16 protein-coding genes are annotated in these 20,831 nt (G+C 45.7%); 6 read left to right on the top strand and 10 right to left on the bottom strand.

What is annotated here, in order from left to right; all coding sequences use genetic code 11:
• Positions 1-3 precede the first annotated feature (3 nt).
• The 3 genes from QT397_04845 to QT397_04835 form a co-directional block, all read right to left on the bottom strand.
• Positions 4-1,941 carry a ShlB/FhaC/HecB family hemolysin secretion/activation protein gene (locus QT397_04845; GenBank protein ID WNZ56696.1) on the bottom strand — a complete coding sequence of 646 codons (1,938 nt, stop codon included), beginning with the start codon at positions 1,939-1,941 and terminating at the stop codon, positions 4-6.
• Between the two features lie 104 nt (positions 1,942-2,045).
• Entirely contained in the window at positions 2,046-2,294 is a 249-nt protein-coding gene (locus QT397_04840; GenBank protein ID WNZ56695.1) for a hypothetical protein, read from the bottom strand.
• A gap of 17 nt (positions 2,295-2,311) precedes the next feature.
• Complete coding sequence (locus tag QT397_04835) at positions 2,312-4,666, bottom strand: bifunctional serine/threonine-protein kinase/formylglycine-generating enzyme family protein (protein ID WNZ56694.1); 2,355 nt, start codon at positions 4,664-4,666, stop codon at positions 2,312-2,314.
• Positions 4,667-5,255: 589 nt separating this feature from the next.
• Here QT397_04835 and QT397_04830 point away from each other — a divergent pair.
• The 6 genes from QT397_04830 to QT397_04805 all read left to right on the top strand — a co-directional run bounded on the left by QT397_04830 (position 5,256) and on the right by QT397_04805 (position 10,971).
• Positions 5,256-5,744, top strand: a complete 489-nt coding sequence (locus tag QT397_04830; GenBank protein WNZ56693.1) for a type VI secretion system tube protein Hcp — start codon at positions 5,256-5,258, stop codon at positions 5,742-5,744.
• A gap of 164 nt (positions 5,745-5,908) precedes the next feature.
• Positions 5,909-7,816 carry a type VI secretion system tip protein TssI/VgrG gene (tssI, locus tag QT397_04825; protein WNZ56692.1) on the top strand — a complete coding sequence of 636 codons (1,908 nt, stop codon included), beginning with the start codon at positions 5,909-5,911 and terminating at the stop codon, positions 7,814-7,816.
• Positions 7,817-7,829: 13 nt separating this feature from the next.
• A complete protein-coding gene (locus QT397_04820; protein WNZ56691.1) occupies positions 7,830-8,408 on the top strand; it encodes a hypothetical protein in 579 nt (192 codons plus the stop codon).
• 3 nt (positions 8,409-8,411) lie between these two features.
• Complete coding sequence (locus QT397_04815) at positions 8,412-8,705, top strand: PAAR domain-containing protein (protein WNZ56690.1); 294 nt, start codon at positions 8,412-8,414, stop codon at positions 8,703-8,705.
• 605 nt (positions 8,706-9,310) lie between these two features.
• On the top strand, positions 9,311-9,790 hold the full coding sequence (locus QT397_04810) for a hypothetical protein (protein ID WNZ56689.1): 480 nt from the start codon (positions 9,311-9,313) through the stop codon (positions 9,788-9,790).
• A gap of 26 nt (positions 9,791-9,816) precedes the next feature.
• Positions 9,817-10,971 carry a lipase family protein gene (locus QT397_04805; protein WNZ56688.1) on the top strand — a complete coding sequence of 385 codons (1,155 nt, stop codon included), beginning with the start codon at positions 9,817-9,819 and terminating at the stop codon, positions 10,969-10,971.
• Between the two features lie 98 nt (positions 10,972-11,069).
• On the opposite strand, the gene tssH is transcribed toward QT397_04805, so the two are convergent.
• The 7 genes from tssH to tssB form a co-directional block, all read right to left on the bottom strand.
• Entirely contained in the window at positions 11,070-13,739 is a 2,670-nt protein-coding gene (gene tssH / locus QT397_04800) for a type VI secretion system ATPase TssH (protein WNZ56687.1), read from the bottom strand.
• 41 nt (positions 13,740-13,780) lie between these two features.
• On the bottom strand, positions 13,781-14,911 hold the full coding sequence (tssG, locus tag QT397_04795; protein WNZ56686.1) for a type VI secretion system baseplate subunit TssG: 1,131 nt from the start codon (positions 14,909-14,911) through the stop codon (positions 13,781-13,783).
• On the bottom strand, positions 14,875-16,704 hold the full coding sequence (gene tssF, locus QT397_04790) for a type VI secretion system baseplate subunit TssF (GenBank protein WNZ56685.1): 1,830 nt from the start codon (positions 16,702-16,704) through the stop codon (positions 14,875-14,877). The genes tssG and tssF overlap by 37 nt, the downstream gene beginning before the upstream one ends.
• Entirely contained in the window at positions 16,704-17,156 is a 453-nt protein-coding gene (gene tssE / locus QT397_04785; GenBank protein ID WNZ56684.1) for a type VI secretion system baseplate subunit TssE, read from the bottom strand. Before tssE ends, tssF begins: the two co-directional genes overlap by 1 nt.
• Before the next feature lie 26 nt (positions 17,157-17,182).
• Positions 17,183-18,697 (bottom strand): type VI secretion system contractile sheath large subunit, encoded by a 1,515-nt coding sequence (tssC, locus tag QT397_04780; GenBank protein ID WNZ56683.1) that lies wholly within the window; start codon positions 18,695-18,697, stop codon positions 17,183-17,185.
• Positions 18,698-18,804: 107 nt separating this feature from the next.
• The gene (gene tssC / locus QT397_04775; GenBank protein WNZ56682.1) at positions 18,805-20,292 is read right to left on the bottom strand and encodes a type VI secretion system contractile sheath large subunit; all 1,488 of its coding nucleotides are present in this window, start codon (positions 20,290-20,292) and stop codon (positions 18,805-18,807) included.
• Positions 20,289-20,810 (bottom strand): type VI secretion system contractile sheath small subunit, encoded by a 522-nt coding sequence (gene tssB, locus QT397_04770; protein ID WNZ56681.1) that lies wholly within the window; start codon positions 20,808-20,810, stop codon positions 20,289-20,291. The genes tssC (QT397_04775) and tssB overlap by 4 nt, the downstream gene beginning before the upstream one ends.
• Between the last annotated feature and the right edge of the window lie 21 nt (positions 20,811-20,831).

Raw genomic sequence — 20,831 nt, 5'->3', positions numbered from 1 at the left:
TATTCAGTTATAAAAAATCGAAAAGTCAGCGTAGACGGTGGGCTCGTCTTCACCAACTCCAGTATTTACTATCGAGGAGCTAGACATAATTGGCCAAGCAACAGAGACTTTACTCGAGAAACTGTCACTCCAATTCATCTTAAACAGCATTCCGCCACCGGAGAATCGAGCCCAGTCGTCCTCCACGGTATCCTCATAGTTATTCACATAGCCATATCCAACATCGGCAATCAGTGCTACTTGGAAAATGTCATTTAAACGCTGATTAAACAGGATGGGGTTCATAAATTCAGGGAAGTTTACATACCACTCTGCGGAAACAACTGCGCCCATATCTGCAGAAAAATCTCTTGCAGAAAAAGCACGCACACCATTGGCTCCACCCAGTGACAATTGCTCAAATCCAGGCAGGCTGCTCTCACTATATTGAGCTCTTCCTTTTACTATCAGCCTTGAGTGGTCATCGGTAAAAGGCATAGGCAGGAAGATCAGAGAACTGGTGTTAATGGCCAGCTTATTGAAGTCATCTCCCCTACCCGGTTCAACCGCATTTTGATGCTCACCATACTGTGCGGTAGCACTTACTATATTCAGCATTGAAAGGAAGCCATTAGAAAGGCTATCCATATAAATACCAACTTCCCCGCCATAAACGTGGTCATTGGTAAACTCGATAACGCCATCCAGGTCTGATTTTTTTTCTGTCAGGCCGAAGGATCCGGTGAGGTTGAAATCCCTTGAGCGTCGAAACTTATGATCTAAAGACAGTGCATAAGTTTTGTTCACACCTGATATTTCCAGCCGATTAACTAAGTCACTATCATCTTCTTCATTGAAAAGACTAAATTCATTGTGATCTGCTGATATTTCCAACCGGGTGCGGGGGCCAAACAGAGGGAAGCTGTATCTGAACTGCCCGAGATCAGAACCATAATCCTCATCTGATTCAGGGTTGGATTTCAAATAACCCAATGTTAAAGCATCACCGATTCCAAGGGGATTCAGCCAGTCAACAGTCGCATAAACTCTTTCGCTACCGGTATAGAGAGAACCGTGATTATCGGCCCTAAATGAAGCGCGCCAGGAATCCGTTTCACGTACTTTTAAATTAAGCTTGGTTTCACCAGGGTTGTCACCCGCACTGAAATACCCGGTAACGTTTAAGCCTGGCAGGTCATTAAGTAAATATAATCCTTCCTCGATATTCTCATGATTTACCAGATGGCCACGCTGGTCTTCAAAGGGTTCTGCCAGTTTTTCGTCTGTGTATTCTTCGTTATCTTCGGCAACAACCTGCCCGAGAAGCCCCTCTTGTACTGTAAGAGTGACCACTCCATTTTCCACATCTTGAGCGGGAATTTGCACTTGGGCTAAAAACAGCCCTTGGCGACGATAGAAGCTTGTCAGTTCAGCAGCAATCTCTTCGAGATCGCCATAACTTAAGCCCCTCTCTTTATTTTGTTTTTCAATTACACTTACCAGCTTCTTAAGCTCAGCGGGCCCCAAGCCACCAGGATTAAATTGAGCATTCATATTGCCCAGTAATATTGCAAGCTCTTCCAGGTTGTCTACGGTATAACCGCTAGCGAGGATTTGATCCTCTTTCATGAATTTAGCCCGAAGTTCCTCTGCCATTTCCTCTACGGTTTCTCGGGAAATACCAAATTCGGGATATTCTTCTAAACGATGAAACTTAAATTCTTTTACAGTAATCCGCGGCCCCTGATTTCTCTGGGAGATTTCAGGAATTTCTGTATTTAAGTTGGGGTCTTCAGCTTCATAAGTACGCTGGAGAAAGTCTTGGGTTACATCCACTTCATTAATAGTAGACGTATCCTGATTAAAGGCTTCCCGCACTCGGTTGCGAAAATTAGATCCATCTTCCTGGGCAAAAGCCGGCACTTGCGATACAAGAAAGCCAGCACCTATAAATAATGCCAACTTACTTTTTCCTAGCCCAAGCATATTTCCCCCAGTTTTAATCTCTTAATCTTTAATCTAACCAACTCAACTATCGTATCGATATTCGCTGGTAATTGTTTAATCTAGTTAACATCTCTAACGACACGGAAACCGGTAAACTCATCGGGCTGGCCATTATGAAGCTTCTTGGTTGTTGCCAGACAACGGCTCATTGGATCAATGCGGCTACCTCCCAAAGCGAGCAACTCGCCCTCTGTGCCTAATCCCCACTCCTGGACATTACCTACAGCATTAAGTAACCCAAATCCGTTAGAGGAGCCAGCTCGGGCAGGTACTAACTCAGCACCTTTTTCAATACCGCCATACTTCAAATGACAGTTTCGATCCGCTACTTCGTCTTCCCCCTGGCACTTGCAGCAGCAAACCACTCCTGCTCAGAAGGTAGGCGGTAGCGGTAGCCGGTCTCATCACTGAGCCAACTTAAATAAGCCTCTGCAGTTGCCAGGGATAAGTTATTTACCGGCAAGTCCGTTGCTTCTGGAGTCTGCTCTCCGCACTGACCAGCAATGCGGCAGAATTGAGCCAACTCAGTACTGCTCACCTCATATTTACCCACAGCCAGTGGCCTGCCACTCAAACCTTTAATCACCACCATTGCCGGCCCCTTGCTGCCATCCGCAAGACGGTCACGACAGGTGTAGCGATCACCACGTCGGCCGCTGCCAGGAACCAGGTGCCCACAAAAATCCAGCTTAAAGTCTTTCAATGGTTGGTATGCGGGCAGTAGAGCCCTGAATTGATCAACCAGGGCTTCCGTCTGTATCGGATCCTTAGTGCCAAGATTAGATGCGCAATTTACCAGCTCTTCGCCCACCACTGGGCGGATCTTCAAGGCTTTTGCACTATCCAGCTTTGCCAGGCTGGACAACTGTGAACCTATTGCAGTGGCACTCATGGAGAAGCTGCAGGTGAGTGCTACTTCCATATCATCGAGCACAGCATCAATCTGCTGCTGCTTTTGCGCAGCCAGGCGGCGACGCTCTGCCCGCTCTTCCGCCAGGCGAATACGCTCGGCTTCGCGCTCTTCAGCGATCCGCTCCGCTTCAAGGCGAGCGCGCAGATTCTCTCTATCATTCGCCAGTTGAGTTTTGATAGCCTCAGCTTCTTTAGATTCACCATACCAGTTGGCAACCCCCGCCAGCATGACATCGGCCTGATCGAGGTTACCCAGGTTTAACTGACCGGTTGCAGCAGCCAGGAAAAGTTCTGATACCTGGCGACGGGAGGAATCCAGGAACTCTTTATCCGCAGGGTTCAGCTCAGAGTACTCCTCCAACTCCAGTTGAAGATCTCGCTCCCAGGCTGGAGTCAAAATACTCAGGCCAATCAACCGGGTGATAGCCTCTTTCTTATCAGCAATACGCCTGGCCAATAGCTCCTGTTCGTGCTTGCGCTCGAGCTCGATTCTGACTCGCTCTTGCTCTACGGCATTTTGCTGCTGCAGATGGCCATAACCCACTACAGCACCGCCCAACAACATGACAAACGCACCGCCTAGTACCCACTTCCAGGCATGGCTAACAAAGAACGCCTGTACAAACTTCTCTACGGTACTAGTGCGGTTTTCGCGCTTTAGCTCTAGCGCTGACTCAAGTGCGCGCCACTGCCTGCGATTAAGCCCTTTGATCCGCTTGGGGCGTAGGCCCTGCTCCATGGCTTTATCGGCAGGCGTTTTGTCATAAGGGTGGCGCCCGCAGAATAGTTCGTAGGCAACACAACCCAACGCAAATACATCATCACTCGGTGCCGGTTCAGCTCCCTTGAGCATCTCAAGGCTCGCATACGCCGGAGTCAAGGCTCCGAGAGTGCCCGCGTCAAATACTGTCGTTTCGCCAGCTTTATTTGCGATTCCCCCTTCAGAAACAGCTCGGGCAATACCGAAGTCAAATACTTTTGCACCTTTCTTATTGGTGACAAAAATATTGCCTGGCTTAAAGTCCGAGTGAACAATTTTATGGGAGTGGGCATATATCAGGGCTTGGGAGATATCCCAAAATACCGAGCGGGCACGCTCGGGCTCCAACCCAACATCGGCATGATCGCGCAACAACTTGTCCAATGGAGCACCCTCAAGGAACTCCATTGTCATAAATACGCGATCTCCATCGCGGTCAAAATCGTAAACCGTTACGATATTAGGGTGAGCAAGCGTTTGTGACTTGCGCGCTTCCCGCTGGAGAGAAATAAAAGCATCGGGGTGCTTTTGGAAATCATCATTAAGCAGCTTGATAGCAACATAGGGCTCGCTGTCACTGGCTTCTAATTTACGGCGGTCAAGGGCTTTGTAAACTGCCCCCATTCCCCCAACACCCAGGAGTTTGTCAAGCTCAAATCGGCCTTTGATTACAGTTTTGGTCACTGCATTTGAGCCAGAAGCTTCAAAGGGTTCAGGTATTACTGCCGAATCGGCAGAAACCCCACCCAAAACTTCATTGGTCCCAGCCCCACTTCCCATCCGATTAGGATTAGGGGAAGGCGCAAAGACAGTAGCATCTGAGCTAAAGCTGGCAGCAGCCGAAGGGATTACCGGTTGGGCACCTTTAACCGGGGGGTGATCATTTGCTCCAGTCTTATCCTGCTGCACAACAACGGTGATATCACCATCTTCTGTCAGCCCGCTGGTTGATTGGCCTGAGCCCGGCGGAGTGTCACTCGGCCGAACAATACGCGTCTTATCGTTCAATTCCGCCTCCATGGGAAACCATTACGACACATCCAAATCTGCAAAAACTTTGTTATTGATCTAATGGGCAAGGCAATAAAGTAGGGTGCGAAGTATATCGAACAGCCTATGTGGCAACAATGAATCAATATTCAAATAAATTTGCCTTAACACGCCATCAAACTATTATCTTGATCCAGCCCCCGAAAACACTGAGTATCGCTCCGATATAAGGCTGAATTACATATTATTACAAAGCAAGCTTATCAAAAAAATACCAGTAAATGCTTTCAAATAGATATTTGACTGTCAATCAATATCCATGACTCAAACCACTTATTTATCCCCGTTAGAGATTTGTTAGTTTTTAGCAATATTAAATTAGTGTCAGAGTCAATTTGAGCAAACAGGCATAAATCGTAACGGCATAAAATCGCCTCTCGAAATTAGTGCCAGAGTCGATTAAATAACTCGAAAATTAGTTTGTTTTTAGCTTTCTCTTTGTTTAAATCATCACAGTTGCCACCGCGACGACCACCTGAACTACTGCGAATCGCGGTGGTAAGGGATTAACCACCAACATCACACGCCAACTAATGAGGGACATCCCATGGCTATCTACATGAACTACAACAACAAAGCCATCAAAGGCAATGTTACTGCTTCCGGCTACGAGGACTGGATCGAAATTGACAGCTTCAACTTCGGTGTTGGCCGCGGCATTACCATGGAAGCTGGCGCCATGTCAAACCGCGAAGCTTCTCGCCCAAGCCTGAGCGAAGTAAGCTTCACCAAGCGCATCGACGCTGCTTCCGGCGGTCTGTTCAAATCTTCTGTAACCGGTGACGAAGGTGTTACCGTTGAGATCCACGTAGTACAAACCGGTGCTAACTCTGTAGAGAAGTACGCTGTTTACAAACTGGAAAACACCCTGATTTCCTCCTACAGCATCGGTGCTTCCGCTGGTGGCGCTCCGGCTGAGTCTGTATCCCTGAGCTACGCTAAAATCGAAGCGGACCTCAACCACGCAGACAAGACCAACAAGAACCCCAAAAATATGCGTGTTGGATACGACCTGGAAACAGCCAAGCCGCTGTAAGCCAGCAGAACCTGATCTGCATATACAATGGTCTGCAGGAAATTCTGCAGACCATTATTTAGCAGTTATTTAGCTGAGCGCTTATTGAGTTTTCAGCTAAATAACTGAATGTATAATAACTAGTACTATTCTCCAAGGCACCGTAGGGATAGTAGGGGCTGCCCATGACTACATTAAATCAAGATAGAAGACTGATTAAAGTCGACAGCCCGCTCGGCACGGATGCGGTAATCGCTACCAGCCTGCAAGGCGAAGAGCACATATCCAAACTCTTCCGCTATGAACTTCAGCTCCTGTCCGATGACCATGCAATAAGCCAGAAAGATATCGTCGGCAAGGCTGTTACCGTTTCTGTACACCACTCAGAAACTCCTCGCTATATCAATGGTTACGTTACTCAACTGTCTCTGCGCGATGTAAATGCTGAGGGAGTACGAAGTTATAGCGCCACGATTCAACCAGGCCTTTGGTTTACCAGCCTCGGGGGTTCCAACAGAATTTTTGAAAAGAAATCTGCTAAACAGATTCTTGAAGAAGTTTTGGGCGAGTACAGCAAAGTTGTAAAACTAAGCGTTAAATTAAATGCTGAATATATAACTCGTGAATATTGTGTGCAGTTTGATGAAAGTGATTTTGAATTCATCAATCGCCTTATGGCTGAAGAGGGTATCTCCTATTACTTCAAGCACTCAAATGGGCAACACGAACTTGTACTTTGTGATGATAGCCAGGATTTCTATGACTGCGAAAGCGAACAGATAGAGTACGATGGGAGCGGTAGTCATCCGACAAAAAATACCGTAAGTAGCTGGCAGCGAAATTTCAATTATCATGGTGGCGGCTTTGAACTGAAAGATTATTGTGAGTTCACCGCAACAAAAGATAATAAGCAGCAAGTTAAAACCACCAGCCAACTAAATGATGTCAGCAATTACATGCGCGGCCTTTATGGGCTAAATCATTTTCAGGCTGACGGTGAAAATAAGCACAAATTTACAGATAGCTACCATAAGGCGCTAGCCGAGCGCTCAATGGAAGCACAAGAAGCTTTATTTGATGTGAGCCATGGGCGCAGTGACTGCCCCTCATTCACAGCTGGCGGCCGCTTTAATTTTGACCACACATTATCGTCAGAAAAAGGGAAGTACCTAATTACTTCCGTACATATCTCTGCTACAGACGGCAATAGTGCGGAAACACATTTCCACAATACTTTCAGTTGCATTCCATCATCAGTAACTCCAAGACCTGAGCCAAATATTTTTGCGAAGAAGGTACACTCTCCGCAAGTCGCACGCGTTCTTGAAGTTAAGGCCACCACTTCTGATAGTTCACAAGACCCCTACACCCAAATCAAAGTCAAGTTCCCATGGAATTCACAGCAGAACAGCTGTTGGGTACGGGTGATGCAGTCATTTGCCGGAAAAAACTGGGGCGCCAACTTTGTCCCCAGAGTCAATCAAGAAGTTATTGTTACTTATATTAATGGTGATCCAGATAGACCACTGATAACTGGAGCCGTATATAACGGTGATAATCCTGGTCCCAACTACACTGCGACTCAAAGCGGCTGGAAAACTGAGTATGAAGGTAGCGCCTTTAACGAACTTCGATTTGATGACAAAGGCGGAAGCGAAGAGCTTTATATGGAAGCCGGCAAAGACCATAACTTTGTCGTCCATAATGACCAAACAGGTAAGATAGAGAACAAACAGACCCTTGAGGTTAAGCAAGACCGGACTATTACGGTTACCGATGGCAGTGAAGTTGTCACCATCTCAAAAGGTGATCAGAAACTCAATGTCAGTAAAGGCAATCAAGTTGTAACTATCGGGTCAGGAAATCACACACTCAAGGTCAGTAAAGGTTCTCAAACTACTGATGCAATGGGTGCAATTAAGATTTCCTCCAAAGCATCCATTGAATTAAAAGTCGGCGGTAGCAGTATTAAACTGACTCCAGCTGGTATCACCATCAAAGGAACAATGCTTTCCTGTAAGGGCGACGCTACTGCAGAAGTTAAAGGTGGCGGGATGCTGACCCTGAAAGGCGGCGTAACCATGATTAACTGATGGGGATATTCCAATGACAGACCTCATTAAAGTAGAAGCTCTCACCGCAGATGAGCTACTTAAGAATTTTGAAGTTAGTGACGAGGCAGAAGATCATCTGGTACCGGATACAGCACCAGAAGTCAGCATAAACCGCCTTGTGGAAGCAGGCCTATTTCCAGACGCGATCAAGTTGCTTGCTCATGGCCTACCAAAGCGGGAAGCCGTGTGGTGGGCTTGCCTCGCGGCCCGAGATATCCAAGGCCCTCAAACTGACGATGACAATGTGAATGCGCTTAATGCAGCAGAGACTTGGGCCAAAAAGCCCAGTGAAGAAGCCCGCTTACGCTGCAAACTATTCGGCGATAAAACAAAACATAAAACTCCAGCGAGCTGGGCGGCTACTGCAGCGAGTTGGTGTCATGGCAGCTTAGCAGCCGAAGGTGAGCCGGTAGTAGAGCCGCCAGAACACCTTTATGCTCATGCAGTCGCAGGCAGTGTTACCCTTGCTGCCGTGCTATCTGACCCAGTCGATCCAAACAAAAGGTTCATGCGCTATATGGAGCAAGGTCTCGATCTAGCACGAGGCGGAAACGGTAGGGTTGAGGGATAAACTATGGGTAAGCCAGCTTCCCGTATTGGTGATATGCACGTATGCCCAATGGTCACCGGCACAGTACCTCATGTGGGTGGCCCAGTAGTAAGCCCAGGAGCACCCACCGTTATCATCGGTGGGATGCCCTCAGCAACCGTTGGTAGCACTTGTACCTGTGTTGGACCGCCCGATACGGTCGCCATGGGAAGTACAACGGTAATGCTGCAAAAGAAACCTGCAGCAAGAATGGGAGACACCACAGGGCATGGTGGAAAAATAGTTATTGGTTGCCCTACAGTATTGATAGGTGGATAAAATAGGTCCATCCCGCGTACTAACTAAGTACGGTGTGTCGGCATAGATAAAATTGGAAACTGGTGTTGTCCAATTAAGATCATCCCATATCTATGCTTAAGAGTACTCACACAAGTCCATTCTTATCGAGTGGGCATCTCTCTGCCACACCATATCTGCTGAATAAAGATAACGGCTTAAAATATAGGCCCTAGTACACAAGACAATATTTCTGTGTACTAAAAGTGACGCCCTCTTTTATTAGGATATTTAGCCGGCCGCAATGGTAAAGCTAGCTATCTAGCACAATTATTTTAAATCCAAAAATCGTTACTCGTACATTAACGCATGTCTTGCATAGGCTTAGGAAAACCTACCTAAGAACCGGAAATATTAAACAACTTTATTCAGCTAAAAATAGCACAGAATTACCAATCAAATATAAACAATATGTTTATATAACCTACGGATCACTAATTAAAATATTTCACACAATAAATTTTCATTAACAATATATTTTCGATGACTCTTTATTAAAGAACTTAGCCTAGGACCGAAATATAAGTAAAGATTACAACCAACCAGAAAATAATCACTTTAGCCAAAATGGCCAGAGGGTTTTTACCATGCAAAAGAAACATAAATTTAAATTATTTTTAATATCTTTTTTATTAATTGCCATATCACCTGGAGGGACTAACGCTATGGCTTCATTCAACCCCTTTAAAGCTTGTACATTTTCAGAAATGAAAATCAAGTTAACACTAAATGGCGAGCCTGTATCAGGGGCTAAGATCACACGCTCAATACAATGGCAAAAGGAATGGATCGATACATTTACATCTGATGAAGACGGAATCGCAGTCCTCCCAGCTAAATTTTCAAACTCTTTAACACAGGTATTACCAGTTGAGTTTGTAGTCTCCCAGGCCATCGATGTTAGTTACGAAAATAAAAACTATGAAGTTTGGGTTTACGCTAAAAGAAGCCCGGGTGAGAACTCCGAAATGGGAAAGCCGCTTAACCTCACATGTGAGCTAACAGATGAAACCAGGTTAGAAGAAATATTTGATTCAGCCTTATTAACATCATGCCAATTTAATTAACACTAAAATAAAAGGAAAGATCAATTATGCTAAGTCCTAAATATACCGCTAAACTTGCTGCGGACACTTACTTAGTAAAAGAAAGTAGGACAAGGAAAATATTTTATGAAATGTATAAAGATGACTTTGATATTGACGAAAAAATCACAGACAAAGTAGATGCGGAAGCCGGTGCTCTTATTTTCCTAAAAAGTACAGACACAAGAGGAATAGCAACTTTAGGGAAAGGGCAACACAAAGGTAGCGCTTTTTTTAGTATTTTGGGAACTGATAGCCTATATGATGTGTTAACAGACCTAAATGCTGGAGTTAAGCGATTTCATACTGGCGGAGCAGTACATCAAGGTTTTTATTATACTTTTGAGTCTCTACTACCTCAACTTGAACAGTTTGCGCAAAACCTACCCAATGATGTTCATACTATTCACTGCCTTGGCCACAGCCTTGGTGGGGCGTTAGCCACGCTTGCTGCTGATTGGCTTTCCTCAAACACGGGAAAATCTATAAAACTATATACGTTTGGCAGCCCAAGAGTTGGGCTTGATCACTTCGCTAACAGCTGTAAACGTAAACTTAAATCTGAAAATATTTATCGCGTATATCATCGTGCAGATCCTGTTCCTATGGTACCTACGTGGCCATTTATTCATGTCCCGAATGGTGGAACTGGAGACTTTGAGCTACCTACACCGAGTCTTAACCCAAAAATAAGCCATAGCAGTCAAACCTATGTTAAATCTGTATCCCCTAATGGAACCAGCTTAGATTGGGATACCGTTAAATTACAAAAACCTAAAGGAAATTTAGAAAAGAGCGTCGAGGCATGGTTAAGATCTGACGGTGTACTTTCCCTTACCATGAATACAGCATGGATCGCTGGAGAGGCACTGCTCTGGGTGCTTAAGAAAATCACTCACCTTGCAGGAATTTCTTTGGTGGTTGCCGGTGGCACGACTTTTACACTTCTCGACAGACTTGCGATATTCCTGCACAAAGCATATCAGATTAGTAAAGATATCTCTTTTTGGATTTTGCGACTTATCCGTAGGCTGGCACAACTGATCGGATTGGCTATTGTCGAAGGTACGGATATCACGGTTTCCTTTATTCGTATGGTATTTCTACGTATGCACCGCGCTGTTTCTGACTTAGTAATGAGGGCAGGAAGACCAAACCAGTAATTATTTCTTAAAACCAGTTGTATCTATATGGTTATTAGTGGTACCAAGCCCAGCAATGATTTTTTATTAATATCACTGCCGGGCTTATATACAATTCTCTATTCTACAGTGTAACTAAAGTCCCCTTCTTCCGTTGCGGATACTTTAATTGCTTTAACCTCTTCACCGCGCGCCATTTTATCCAAACATTCACTAGCCAACTCCGGCAATAATGTTTTGTTCAGAATAACTTCAATATTACGAGCACCTGTATCAGCTTCGTGACAACGAGCAACGATGTTAATCAAAACATCCTCGTCATAGCTAAAGGAAGCTCCGTAATGCTCGTGAACGCGCTTTTCAATCTTACGCATATTGATTCTGCAAATCTCTACCAGATTCTCATCATCGAGAGGGTAATAAGCAATCACATTTGCTCGACCGAGGAAAGCAGGCTTGAATTTTTGTAGCAGATGTGGGCGGATATTATCCATCAATACGTCTGGCTCAGGCTTTTCTTCTACCTGACTGAAGATAGCTCTAATTGCATCCTCCCCTGCATTGGAGGTCATAATTATTACGGTGTTCTTGAAGTCGATATCCCTTCCTTCACCGTCTTTAATGGTCCCCTTGTCAAACAGGTTATAGAAAACATCTTGTACACCTGGGTGAGCTTTTTCCATCTCATCCAATAAGATTACCGAATAAGGCTTACGGCGTGCAGCTTCGGTAAGAACACCGCCCTCTCCGTAGCCTACATAGCCGGGAGGAGAGCCCAACAGCATAGATACTTTATGCTCTTCCTTGAATTCAGCCATATTGATGGTCGTGATATTTTGCTCACCACCAAACAGCTCATCAGCCAAGGCAAGGGCAGTCTCTGTTTTACCTACACCGCTAGTACCACAGAACATAAACACACCCACCGGTTTACGCGGGTCTGTCAAGCCTGCTCGAGAAGTGCGAATTGCCTGAGCTACAGCCTCGATAGCATGGGGCTGACCAATAACACGTTTATTCAGGCGCTCTGACAAAGTTTTCACAGCAATAATTTCATCGCTAACCATCTTGCCGACAGGAATTCCAGTCCAGTTGGCAACTACTGCGGCAATAGCCTGTTCATCAACAGCTGGCTGCATTAACGGGGTATCCCCCTGGATAACCTCCAAGTCCGCAGTTAATGTTTTGAGCTGTTGCTGATAGTCGGCTAATAAGGCCTCGTCGGGTGTATCTTCACCTTCACCACCTTGGGCCTTCATAAACTCTACATCGATCTGATCGCGGAGTTGTTGAATCTGTCCGATTAGTTCATTTTCTTTAAGTAATTGCTGTTCGAGCACTTCCAAACGCTTTTCTTCGGAAGCTTTAAACTCTTTTAGCTCTGCCAGTTGCTCCTCATGCTCACCCATTGCTGCGTTTTCACGCTCAAGTTTAGCCAGGGTAGTATTAGTGCGATCAATATTGATACGAGCATCTTCAATCGCCCCAGGAGTAGCAGACTGGCTAAGAGCGACGCGCGCGCAGGCCGTATCCAGTAAGCTAACAGACTTATCTGGCAATTGGCGCCCGGGAATATAACGATGAGATAACTTGACCGAAGCTATGATAGCTTCATCCAGAATGCGTACTTTATGGTGCTCCTCCAGCGAGGTTGCGATACCACGCATCATATCAATCGCGTTGCTCTCATCAGGCTCTTCCACTTTTACTACCTGGAATCTACGGGTCAAAGCAGGATCACGTTCAAAATACTTCTTATATTCCGCCCAGGTTGTGGCAGCTAAAGTACGCAATTCACCACGAGCCAGTGCAGGTTTCAGGAGATTAGCCGCATCCCCCTGCCCCTCTTTACCGCCCGCGCCAATCATGGTGTGCGCTTCATCAATAAATAGAATAATTGGCGTTGCAGATGCTCGCACTTCTGAAATTACAGACTTCAAGCGGTTTTCAAACTCACCTTTTACACTGGCGCCAGCCTGAAGAAGTCCCAAGTCAAGCGTGCGTACGGCTACACCGCGCAATGGCTCAGGTACATCACCACTAGCTATTCGAAGAGCAAAGCCTTCAACGACGGCAGTTTTACCAACACCTGCTTCACCAGTCAGGATCGGATTATTTTGACGCCGGCGAGTTAAGATATCGATACATTGGCGTATTTCCTCATCACGACCAAGTACAGGGTCAATCTCTCCCTTCTTCGCTCTTTCAGTTAGGTTGATTGTATATTTGTCCAAAGCTGGAGCTTTAGAAGCAGCTGCAGCAACTGCAGCTGCGCCATCATCCATATCCGCCGTAGCGCTAATATGGCTAGACTCTCCACTTTGTCCAAACATTGCACGAGCGGTTTCGCGAATCGATTCTGGAGCTATCTCTTTCAGTTCTGGGCAGGATTCTAAAATCTGGCGACGAGAAGTTTCTTCCAGTAAAAGCGCAGCCAAAAAGTGTCCGGAACTGATTGCTCTATGTCCATAATCAATAGAAGCCAGCATCCAAGCATTCTTCGCTGCTTCTACGATAGTTGGGGACAGGGCTGGTGGACGGCTGCTGCCGGCCCGAAATCCAGCAATCGCTGTAGCCAGCTGCTTGGCAAAATTTGCTGGATTACAGTCGTGTTTTTCCAACAGATGGTAAAGGTCAGTATCAGACTGATCCAAAAGTTTCAGTAACCAATGCTCTAATTCAACATTGTACTGGTTCTGTGACAGACAAAGCCCAGCAGCGCCCTCTAGTGAGTCACGCATATGCGGAGTCATGGTATCAACCAATCGCTTCAAATCGATATTGATCACGTTGAATATCCTTTCCTAAATAATAATGTTGTTAATTTTACTTATGCAGCAGGTAAAGCTTCATCAGGTGAAATATTGTCTGCACTTAAGGTTATTTGTACTAACCTTTCACCATCTTGTTCACTAGCCATGTGAGTATTCCATCCCAGTAAAGGTTCATTCTCAGCTTTTCTATTTAGCTGGATAGGTGCCACCTGGCTGGTTGAAAGTGTCACCGACAACTCAAAATCCAATTCGATACCAGCACTAAAGCGAATAAACTCCTTAAGCGATTCCAACTTTTTCGTACCCGGAGCAATAGTCATAAATTGCTCATAAGGCATTGACTCAATAATTACCTGAAATTTATTCTGGGCTTGGAAGCAGTGCGTACCCAGAATGGTATTTACTCCCAAGCAATTATTAATACCCTTCGGCACCTGAGCACTGGGCAGTCGGCACAAGATATCATCCGGTAACTCATCCCACTGTCCCTGGAATTGTTCAATACTTACCGTTAAATCAAAATAATGCTTGATCATGCTGGATAAAGCGGTAGCGGAACAACGTCCACTGGAAAGGTGTCCTCCCATTCCAACTAGTGCTTCATCCGGTATCGGCATTCGATAGCGCATTTCATTTGTACCAAGCCCTGCAAGGGACGCAAGAGCCTGGGTAAACTTGTCTGGCTCTCGAGAATTCTGCAGGCGTTGCCGCTCATAATTCACAGGCAACTGGTATTTATGCCAAGCTTGATAAAAAAGGGAAATACTTCGGTGATTAAACATATCCAGAAAATCACGCAGCGCCGTATTGTTCTCCCTAAGCTCCCTCTGCACTAACTCTGTCAGGTAATAGGGCATCACCCCCTGACTACCGATTAACCCTGTAAAACCCACCTCCATATGCCACTGATGAGTCTCATTTTCATCGGGCTCTTCATGTTCAACGCTTTTCTTCTCTAGACGTAAAACATCCGAGCTGACAAAAGACAACCCAGATTGAGCACTAAACCGAATCAGCTCTTTAGTCGGAGGGGCAGCGCTAGCTATAGGTTCTTTACTGAAACCTGTACCTGCCAGATGTACTGCACGCTCTACCAGCCTTACCGCTTGAAAAAAATCAAAGTTATAAGGCTCTCGGCGTAAACGCTCAATTACAGTAAAGCTTTTTCGCCGGCGCGAGGTGGCCATCGCTTCAACTCCCCATCTCGACCACTCATAGTGGCAATCAGTTTTGTAAATGAATTAATTGAACAGTATAAGCCCAGGAAACGCTCTATGATGCTAGCAAATAACAATGGACTTGTTCCTGTTAACATCATGGAATCAAGTTCAATCTCAACTTCTGTGCCGCGACATAAAACTACACTTTGATCAATCTGAATCGGAGCAGTAACCGGTTTAGTATTAAGCTTTAACAATGACTCGATTAAATTACGCGTACTAGCAGAGTCACGGAAGTCATAAAGCCTAAAAATTTCTTTTAACGCATTACATCCCTCTGCACCTGATAGAGAAAGATGATTTAAGTTAAGGTGAGAAATTAACCTCCAATACCCTCGCTCTCGTCGAGGCGGTCGTATAGTTGCCGTTGGGGAAACCACACAACTAATTCGGCTAACTGGCAAATCACCGTCAACAACCTCTAAATAAGGCTGGGCGCTACCACTAGGTAATTTTTTGGCTAGATTTCGATTACAGCAGGTTAACTTAATATCTAATGTCTGATCACTAATTCTATGCGGATTAAAGTCCAGATCGACTAAGCTTATATCAATCTCAGATGCTTGTTCATTCCGATGCTCTCCTTCGATCACATCTCTGCGACGACTAAACCAAAATGCAGATTGATCAGCATGATGTTGACTGTGTCGAATTCCATAGAAAGGCCGGTAACTGGTTGTCTCTCCATCACCATTAGTTGCTGCAACTTCATCCACTGAGTATATTTCTAAGCCATCACTCCTGCGGGCATCAGGGACCACATGGTAACTATACTGCGAGTGATTAAGTGGAATAGGATCTGCACTTTGTTTAAATAAATTAACAACCGGAGCACAGCCCAAAGCAAACATGCTTGGAGAAATCTGTTTTTCCAACTCCTCATGAGTTTCGGATAAATAAAAATACAGATTTAACGTGTCGTCAAAGCTCTCGTTTAACGCCTCACCAATGTTCAACATATCCAAGAAAAGGAACTTTTCTGGAAAAGCAAAATATTCAGTTAGGAGTCGATATCCTACGAATGCGGTATCAGGATATGGCAATAAACCCTCATCTGGACTTAGCCCCACTTGACATATTTCATCCGGAGAGAGAAAAGTTGGCTTTGGATCACTCTCCCCATTGGCAACAACCAACCTTACACACTTACTTAGTAGCAAGTCATATAAACTATAGATATGAGATGGTTGGCCACGAAGGAAAAAGCGGAGACTCTCAGGGTTTAGCTCAGAAAATTTTATGCTTGGGCTAAAAGTTTTAAGGGATAATTTTAAAACTGCATTAGCGCCCTGAATGTCATTACAGCCCGGAGCGATAAATGGCCTTGGCATCAGGGTGGCACTCACCGCCTGAAATGGGCAAATTTCTGCTGGATAACAAGTTGTAAAGCGGCAGGTTTGCCCTTGAAAGCTGTCACTTTCGAGTAACGTCTTCGTTTCTACCCGGGTTATCGCATCCAAATCCTTTTCCGGTTCAAACTGAACAATGGCACAAGAAGGAATTGGACGAAGATAATGAGGATACAGAGTTTCCAGCATTGCATCCGTTAACTCCGGAAAATCATCACTCAGCTTTTGCTGCACCCGAGCATTCATGTAAGCGAAGCCGGACAACAGTCGCCCTACTAAAGGATCATCAACTGTGTCTGCATCCAGCTGAAGTCGGGATGCGGCAGCTGGGTGCATCTTTGCAAATTCAGCAGAAGTTTGCTGAATGAATGCGAGCTCTCGCTCGTAGAGATCTATTAATTTTTCACTCATCACATAATCTCAGAGACATCCACCAGCTGGGTAACTGGGTTGAGTGCCGAATCAAATACAATAACTTCCGACGCTGGATTTACATGTAATACAGCTTCAACACGAAAGCGTATACTAGGATCTTCGACATCCACTTTGTCTTGGGTGGTTACTTTTACCGAACGTATTCTGGGCTCAAAATTTAAAATTGTTTTTTCAATATCTCGACAAAACTGTTTTCGGCTAGCGGCAGAGGAAAGATTGACTGTTGATAGGTCTGGTAACCCGTAGTTAATATTTGACTGCTCTAAACTTTCATGAGTTGAAGGTGCGGAAATACATTTAAATCTTGTATTGAACAAGTATTCCAAATCACGACGCACCCCTTCACGCAACTGCCTCAACACTTGATGGGATTGATGTACATCCAATTTACTAGATGATTGTAATAATCGATCCAATACCGGGGCCAATAATCGCTTCTCTCTAACCATATTAATTAGGTAGCTCCGACGCCGATTGTTGCCAATGCGGTTGTAAGTTTTAGCTCGGATACAAGATGGTCAACGGTGTAATGACTCTTGAGATGAATCACACTTTGATAGCTACCCGCCTTGCCTGGTTCATCCGTTACTTGCACCCGGGACTCCCGTAGAGGGTATCGAGCCTGCATTTCCCAGGAAAGGTCATCCCTTCCCGTTGTGTATTCATCCAACCAATGCTGCAACTGCCGTTCGCAATCTGCAGCATTCATATAGGCACCCACCTTATCCCTTATCATTACCTTGATATAATGAGCAAATCGGGATGCGCAAAGTATTTGTTGTAACATAGAGCTAATACGCGCATTAGCCGTGGCTGCTTTAGATGTGTATTGCTTCGGCCTTTGAAGTGATGGAACACTATTAAAGGCGCTGTAAGGAGTATCGTAACAATGACTCAAGCATACATACCCTAAGTCACTTAAATCCCGCTCAGCAAAATCAGTTACCAAAATTGAAGTGGCCATTCGGATCATGCCAGGAGTACTATCTGGCCTATAAGGCACCATTGGAAGCTGGGTTACCAGCCCTCCGCCCAGATGGTCACGTGCAACCCCTCTAATATGTGAAAACCAGCCAACTTCACTAAACTCTCTTAACAGTACGGCACCCAATGCAAAGCAGGCATTCCCCCATAAATAATTCTGGTTATGGGATGCCCGTACCTGCTCCTGAAACCTCAAACCACGATAGGATGAAAATTCCTGATTATAAGGTTCTCTCATCAAAACTTGAGGAAGTGTCAAAGCGATAAATCGGCTGTCTTCCAGATCCCGAAGGCCATTCCACCGAATGTATTCTTTTTGACGGAACACTTCTGAAAAATTGATAGGCTTTGCTAGATCCGAAAAGTTGTCTACACCAAAAAGTTGCGGTGCTGATGCACAAACAAACGGGGCAAAGGCTGCGGCTGCAGTATGCGCGATGCCCTGCAAAGTAAATACATCATCATAAGGGTGGTCAGGCAGCGGCCGATGGGATACATAGTAATCTCCAAGTAACAAACCAAATGGCTCGCCGCCTGGAGTACCAAACTCTTCATTATATATAAGATGAAACAGCCCAGATTGGTCAAAATCCGGGGCCCGCTCTATATCCTTCGCGAGGTCTTTCCAGCTGGCATCCAAGAGTTTGATTTTAATATTTTCAGCGTGGGGTGTATCAAACACCAATAAGGATATCCCCCGCCAGCTCGCTTCAAGTCTCTGAAACTTCTGGTGATGAATTATACAATTCAGCTGGTCACAGATTAGTTCGTCCAACTCGGCGATAATTCGACTCAGATAATGGCGAACGGAATAATTATCCCTATTTGTACAGGGGGATAATTCTGTGAGCCAATATTCAAATGCAAAAAGATCATCCGGTTCCTGCAGAAATTTATGTAGCTCTCTCTGCTGCCCTCTCGCCAATTTCTCCGGTAGAACATCTGATTGATCTTCCGATATTTGGTCATGTGCTGCACGGGGCACCGGTATACTCCAACAAGAATTATTATTTGAATAAATAATGGTAAAACGCAGGCCTTGAACAAGGCCATGTGAAGAGAGAACCCGCCCCTAGAGGCGGGCCCGGAGCCTTATCCCGCAGATGGGATATTTGCCACCATACGCAAGGACGTCGTCAATTCTTCCATCTGTAACCAGGGTCTCAGATAGGCAATCGCACTGTAACATCCAGGCTGACCCGGAATCTCTTTTACTTCTACTCGCGCCTCAGAAAGCGGGTACTTCGCTTTCATTTCAGGGCTCGCGTCGGGGTTGGAGTTAGTGTACTGGGAGATCCACTTGTTCAACCAGCGCTCACAATCACCAGCTTCCATAAAGGAACCCACTTTATCGCGAGCCATTACCTTGAGGTAATGTGCAATACGAGAGGTCGCCATCAAATAAGGCAAGCGAGCAGAAATAGCTGCGTTAGCAGTGGCGTCAGGGTCATCGTATGCCTTCGCCTTTTGCGCACTTTGAGCACCAAAGAATACCGAGTAATCCGTATTCTTGTAGTGACACAGAGGCAAGAAGCCTTGAGCGCTTAACTCCGCTTCACGGCGATCGGTAATACCAATCTCTGTGGGGCATTTCTGATCGAGATCCCCATCGTCACTCTTGAACACGTGAGATGGCAATCCTTCTACTTTACCACCACCCTCAGCACCGCGAATTGCAGTACACCAGGAGTTCTCAGCGAATGCTTGAGTCATGGTGGTGCCCATAACATAAGAAGCATTCATCCAGCAGTATTGATCGTGCTCTGCTGGACGGGAAACGCCGTCTTCATCCACTTCAAACTCTTCAAAGTCAAAAGCTTCAATCGGCTTGGTGTTAGCACCATAAGGGGTACGGGCCAGGGTACGCGGCATTACCAAGGTGACAAAACGGGAGTCGTCACTGTCACGGAAACTGCGCCACTTGATGTACTCGGCGGATTCAAAAATACCACCCAGATCTCTCGGCTTGGAAAGTTCCGTGTAGTCATCAAAACCAAACATGCCGGCACCGGCAGCTGCAACAAACGGACAGAAGCCAGCCGCAGCAACATTAGACATCTTGCTCAGAAGCTCGATATCCTCAGGGTGGCTGGTGAACTCGAAATCCCCGATCATTACGCCGTATGGCTCACCACCCGCAGTACCAAACTCTTCTTCATAGATTTTTTTGAAGGTCTGGCTCTGGTCGAACTCAACTGCCTTATCCAGGTCGCGGAAGAGCTCGCGCTTGCTCAGATTGAGCATGCGGATTTTCATGGTAGCGCCAGTTTCCGAGTTCATGACCAGGTGATTCAGACCACGCCATGATCCTTCCAGCTTCTGGAATTTCTCGTCATGCAAAATCGCAGACAGCTGCTGGGACATGGCCTTATCAATCGCGCTAACAGCTTTCTTGATGGTCTGGGTCAGGTTGCGATCCCAGGTGACCGTCCCTTTCATTACTTGCTCTGTCAAATTCGCAAGCAAGTCTTGTGCTTCTTGAGGCTCAGTTTGTTTAGTTGCCGCAATCGCCTGATCTAGGAGACTCGCCGATTGCTCTTCAGCTTCACTTCCTGCAACATTTTCTACTTCAGTGCTCATTCTGAGTCCTCTCCTTTATCCTCATTCAAGCCCAACTGGTCAGAGATAGCGCTGACGTTTTCTGTGCTCTTGAGAATATCCTCAAGTACTTTTTCAAGCTCCTCAGAACGATCAGCTTTACTCAGCAGATCACGCAGCTTGCTACGGGCTTCAAGCAATTGCTTTAGTGGCTCAACCTGCTCAACAATCTGCTCCGGCGAGAAGGCGTCCATGTTGTTGAAGTCCAGATCAACAGCCATCTTGCTACCGTCACCAGTCAGGGTGTTTTCCACCTGCAAGTTCAACTTTGGGTTTACTTTACCCATTACGTCGTTGAAGTTATCGCGGTCAATTTGGATAAACTTACGATCTTTCAGTGCCTTGCGATTCTCGGCATTATCACCAGAGTAATCACCCATAACACCCGCCACAAAAGGAAGCTCCTTTTTGACTTCGGCTCCGTTAGTTTCAACATCGTAAGTGATATGTACACGCGGCTTACGCACGCGCTTAAGTTTGTTGTGGATGCTTTCAGACATCTAAGGTCTCCTTTCCGACTT

Origin of the sequence: Microbulbifer sp. MKSA007, from assembly GCA_032615215.1 — a bacterium.
Classification (GTDB): Bacteria; Pseudomonadota; Gammaproteobacteria; order Pseudomonadales; family Cellvibrionaceae; genus Microbulbifer.
The sequence above is the reverse complement of the archived record's forward strand: the minus strand, read 5'-3'. Positions and strand labels throughout refer to the sequence as shown.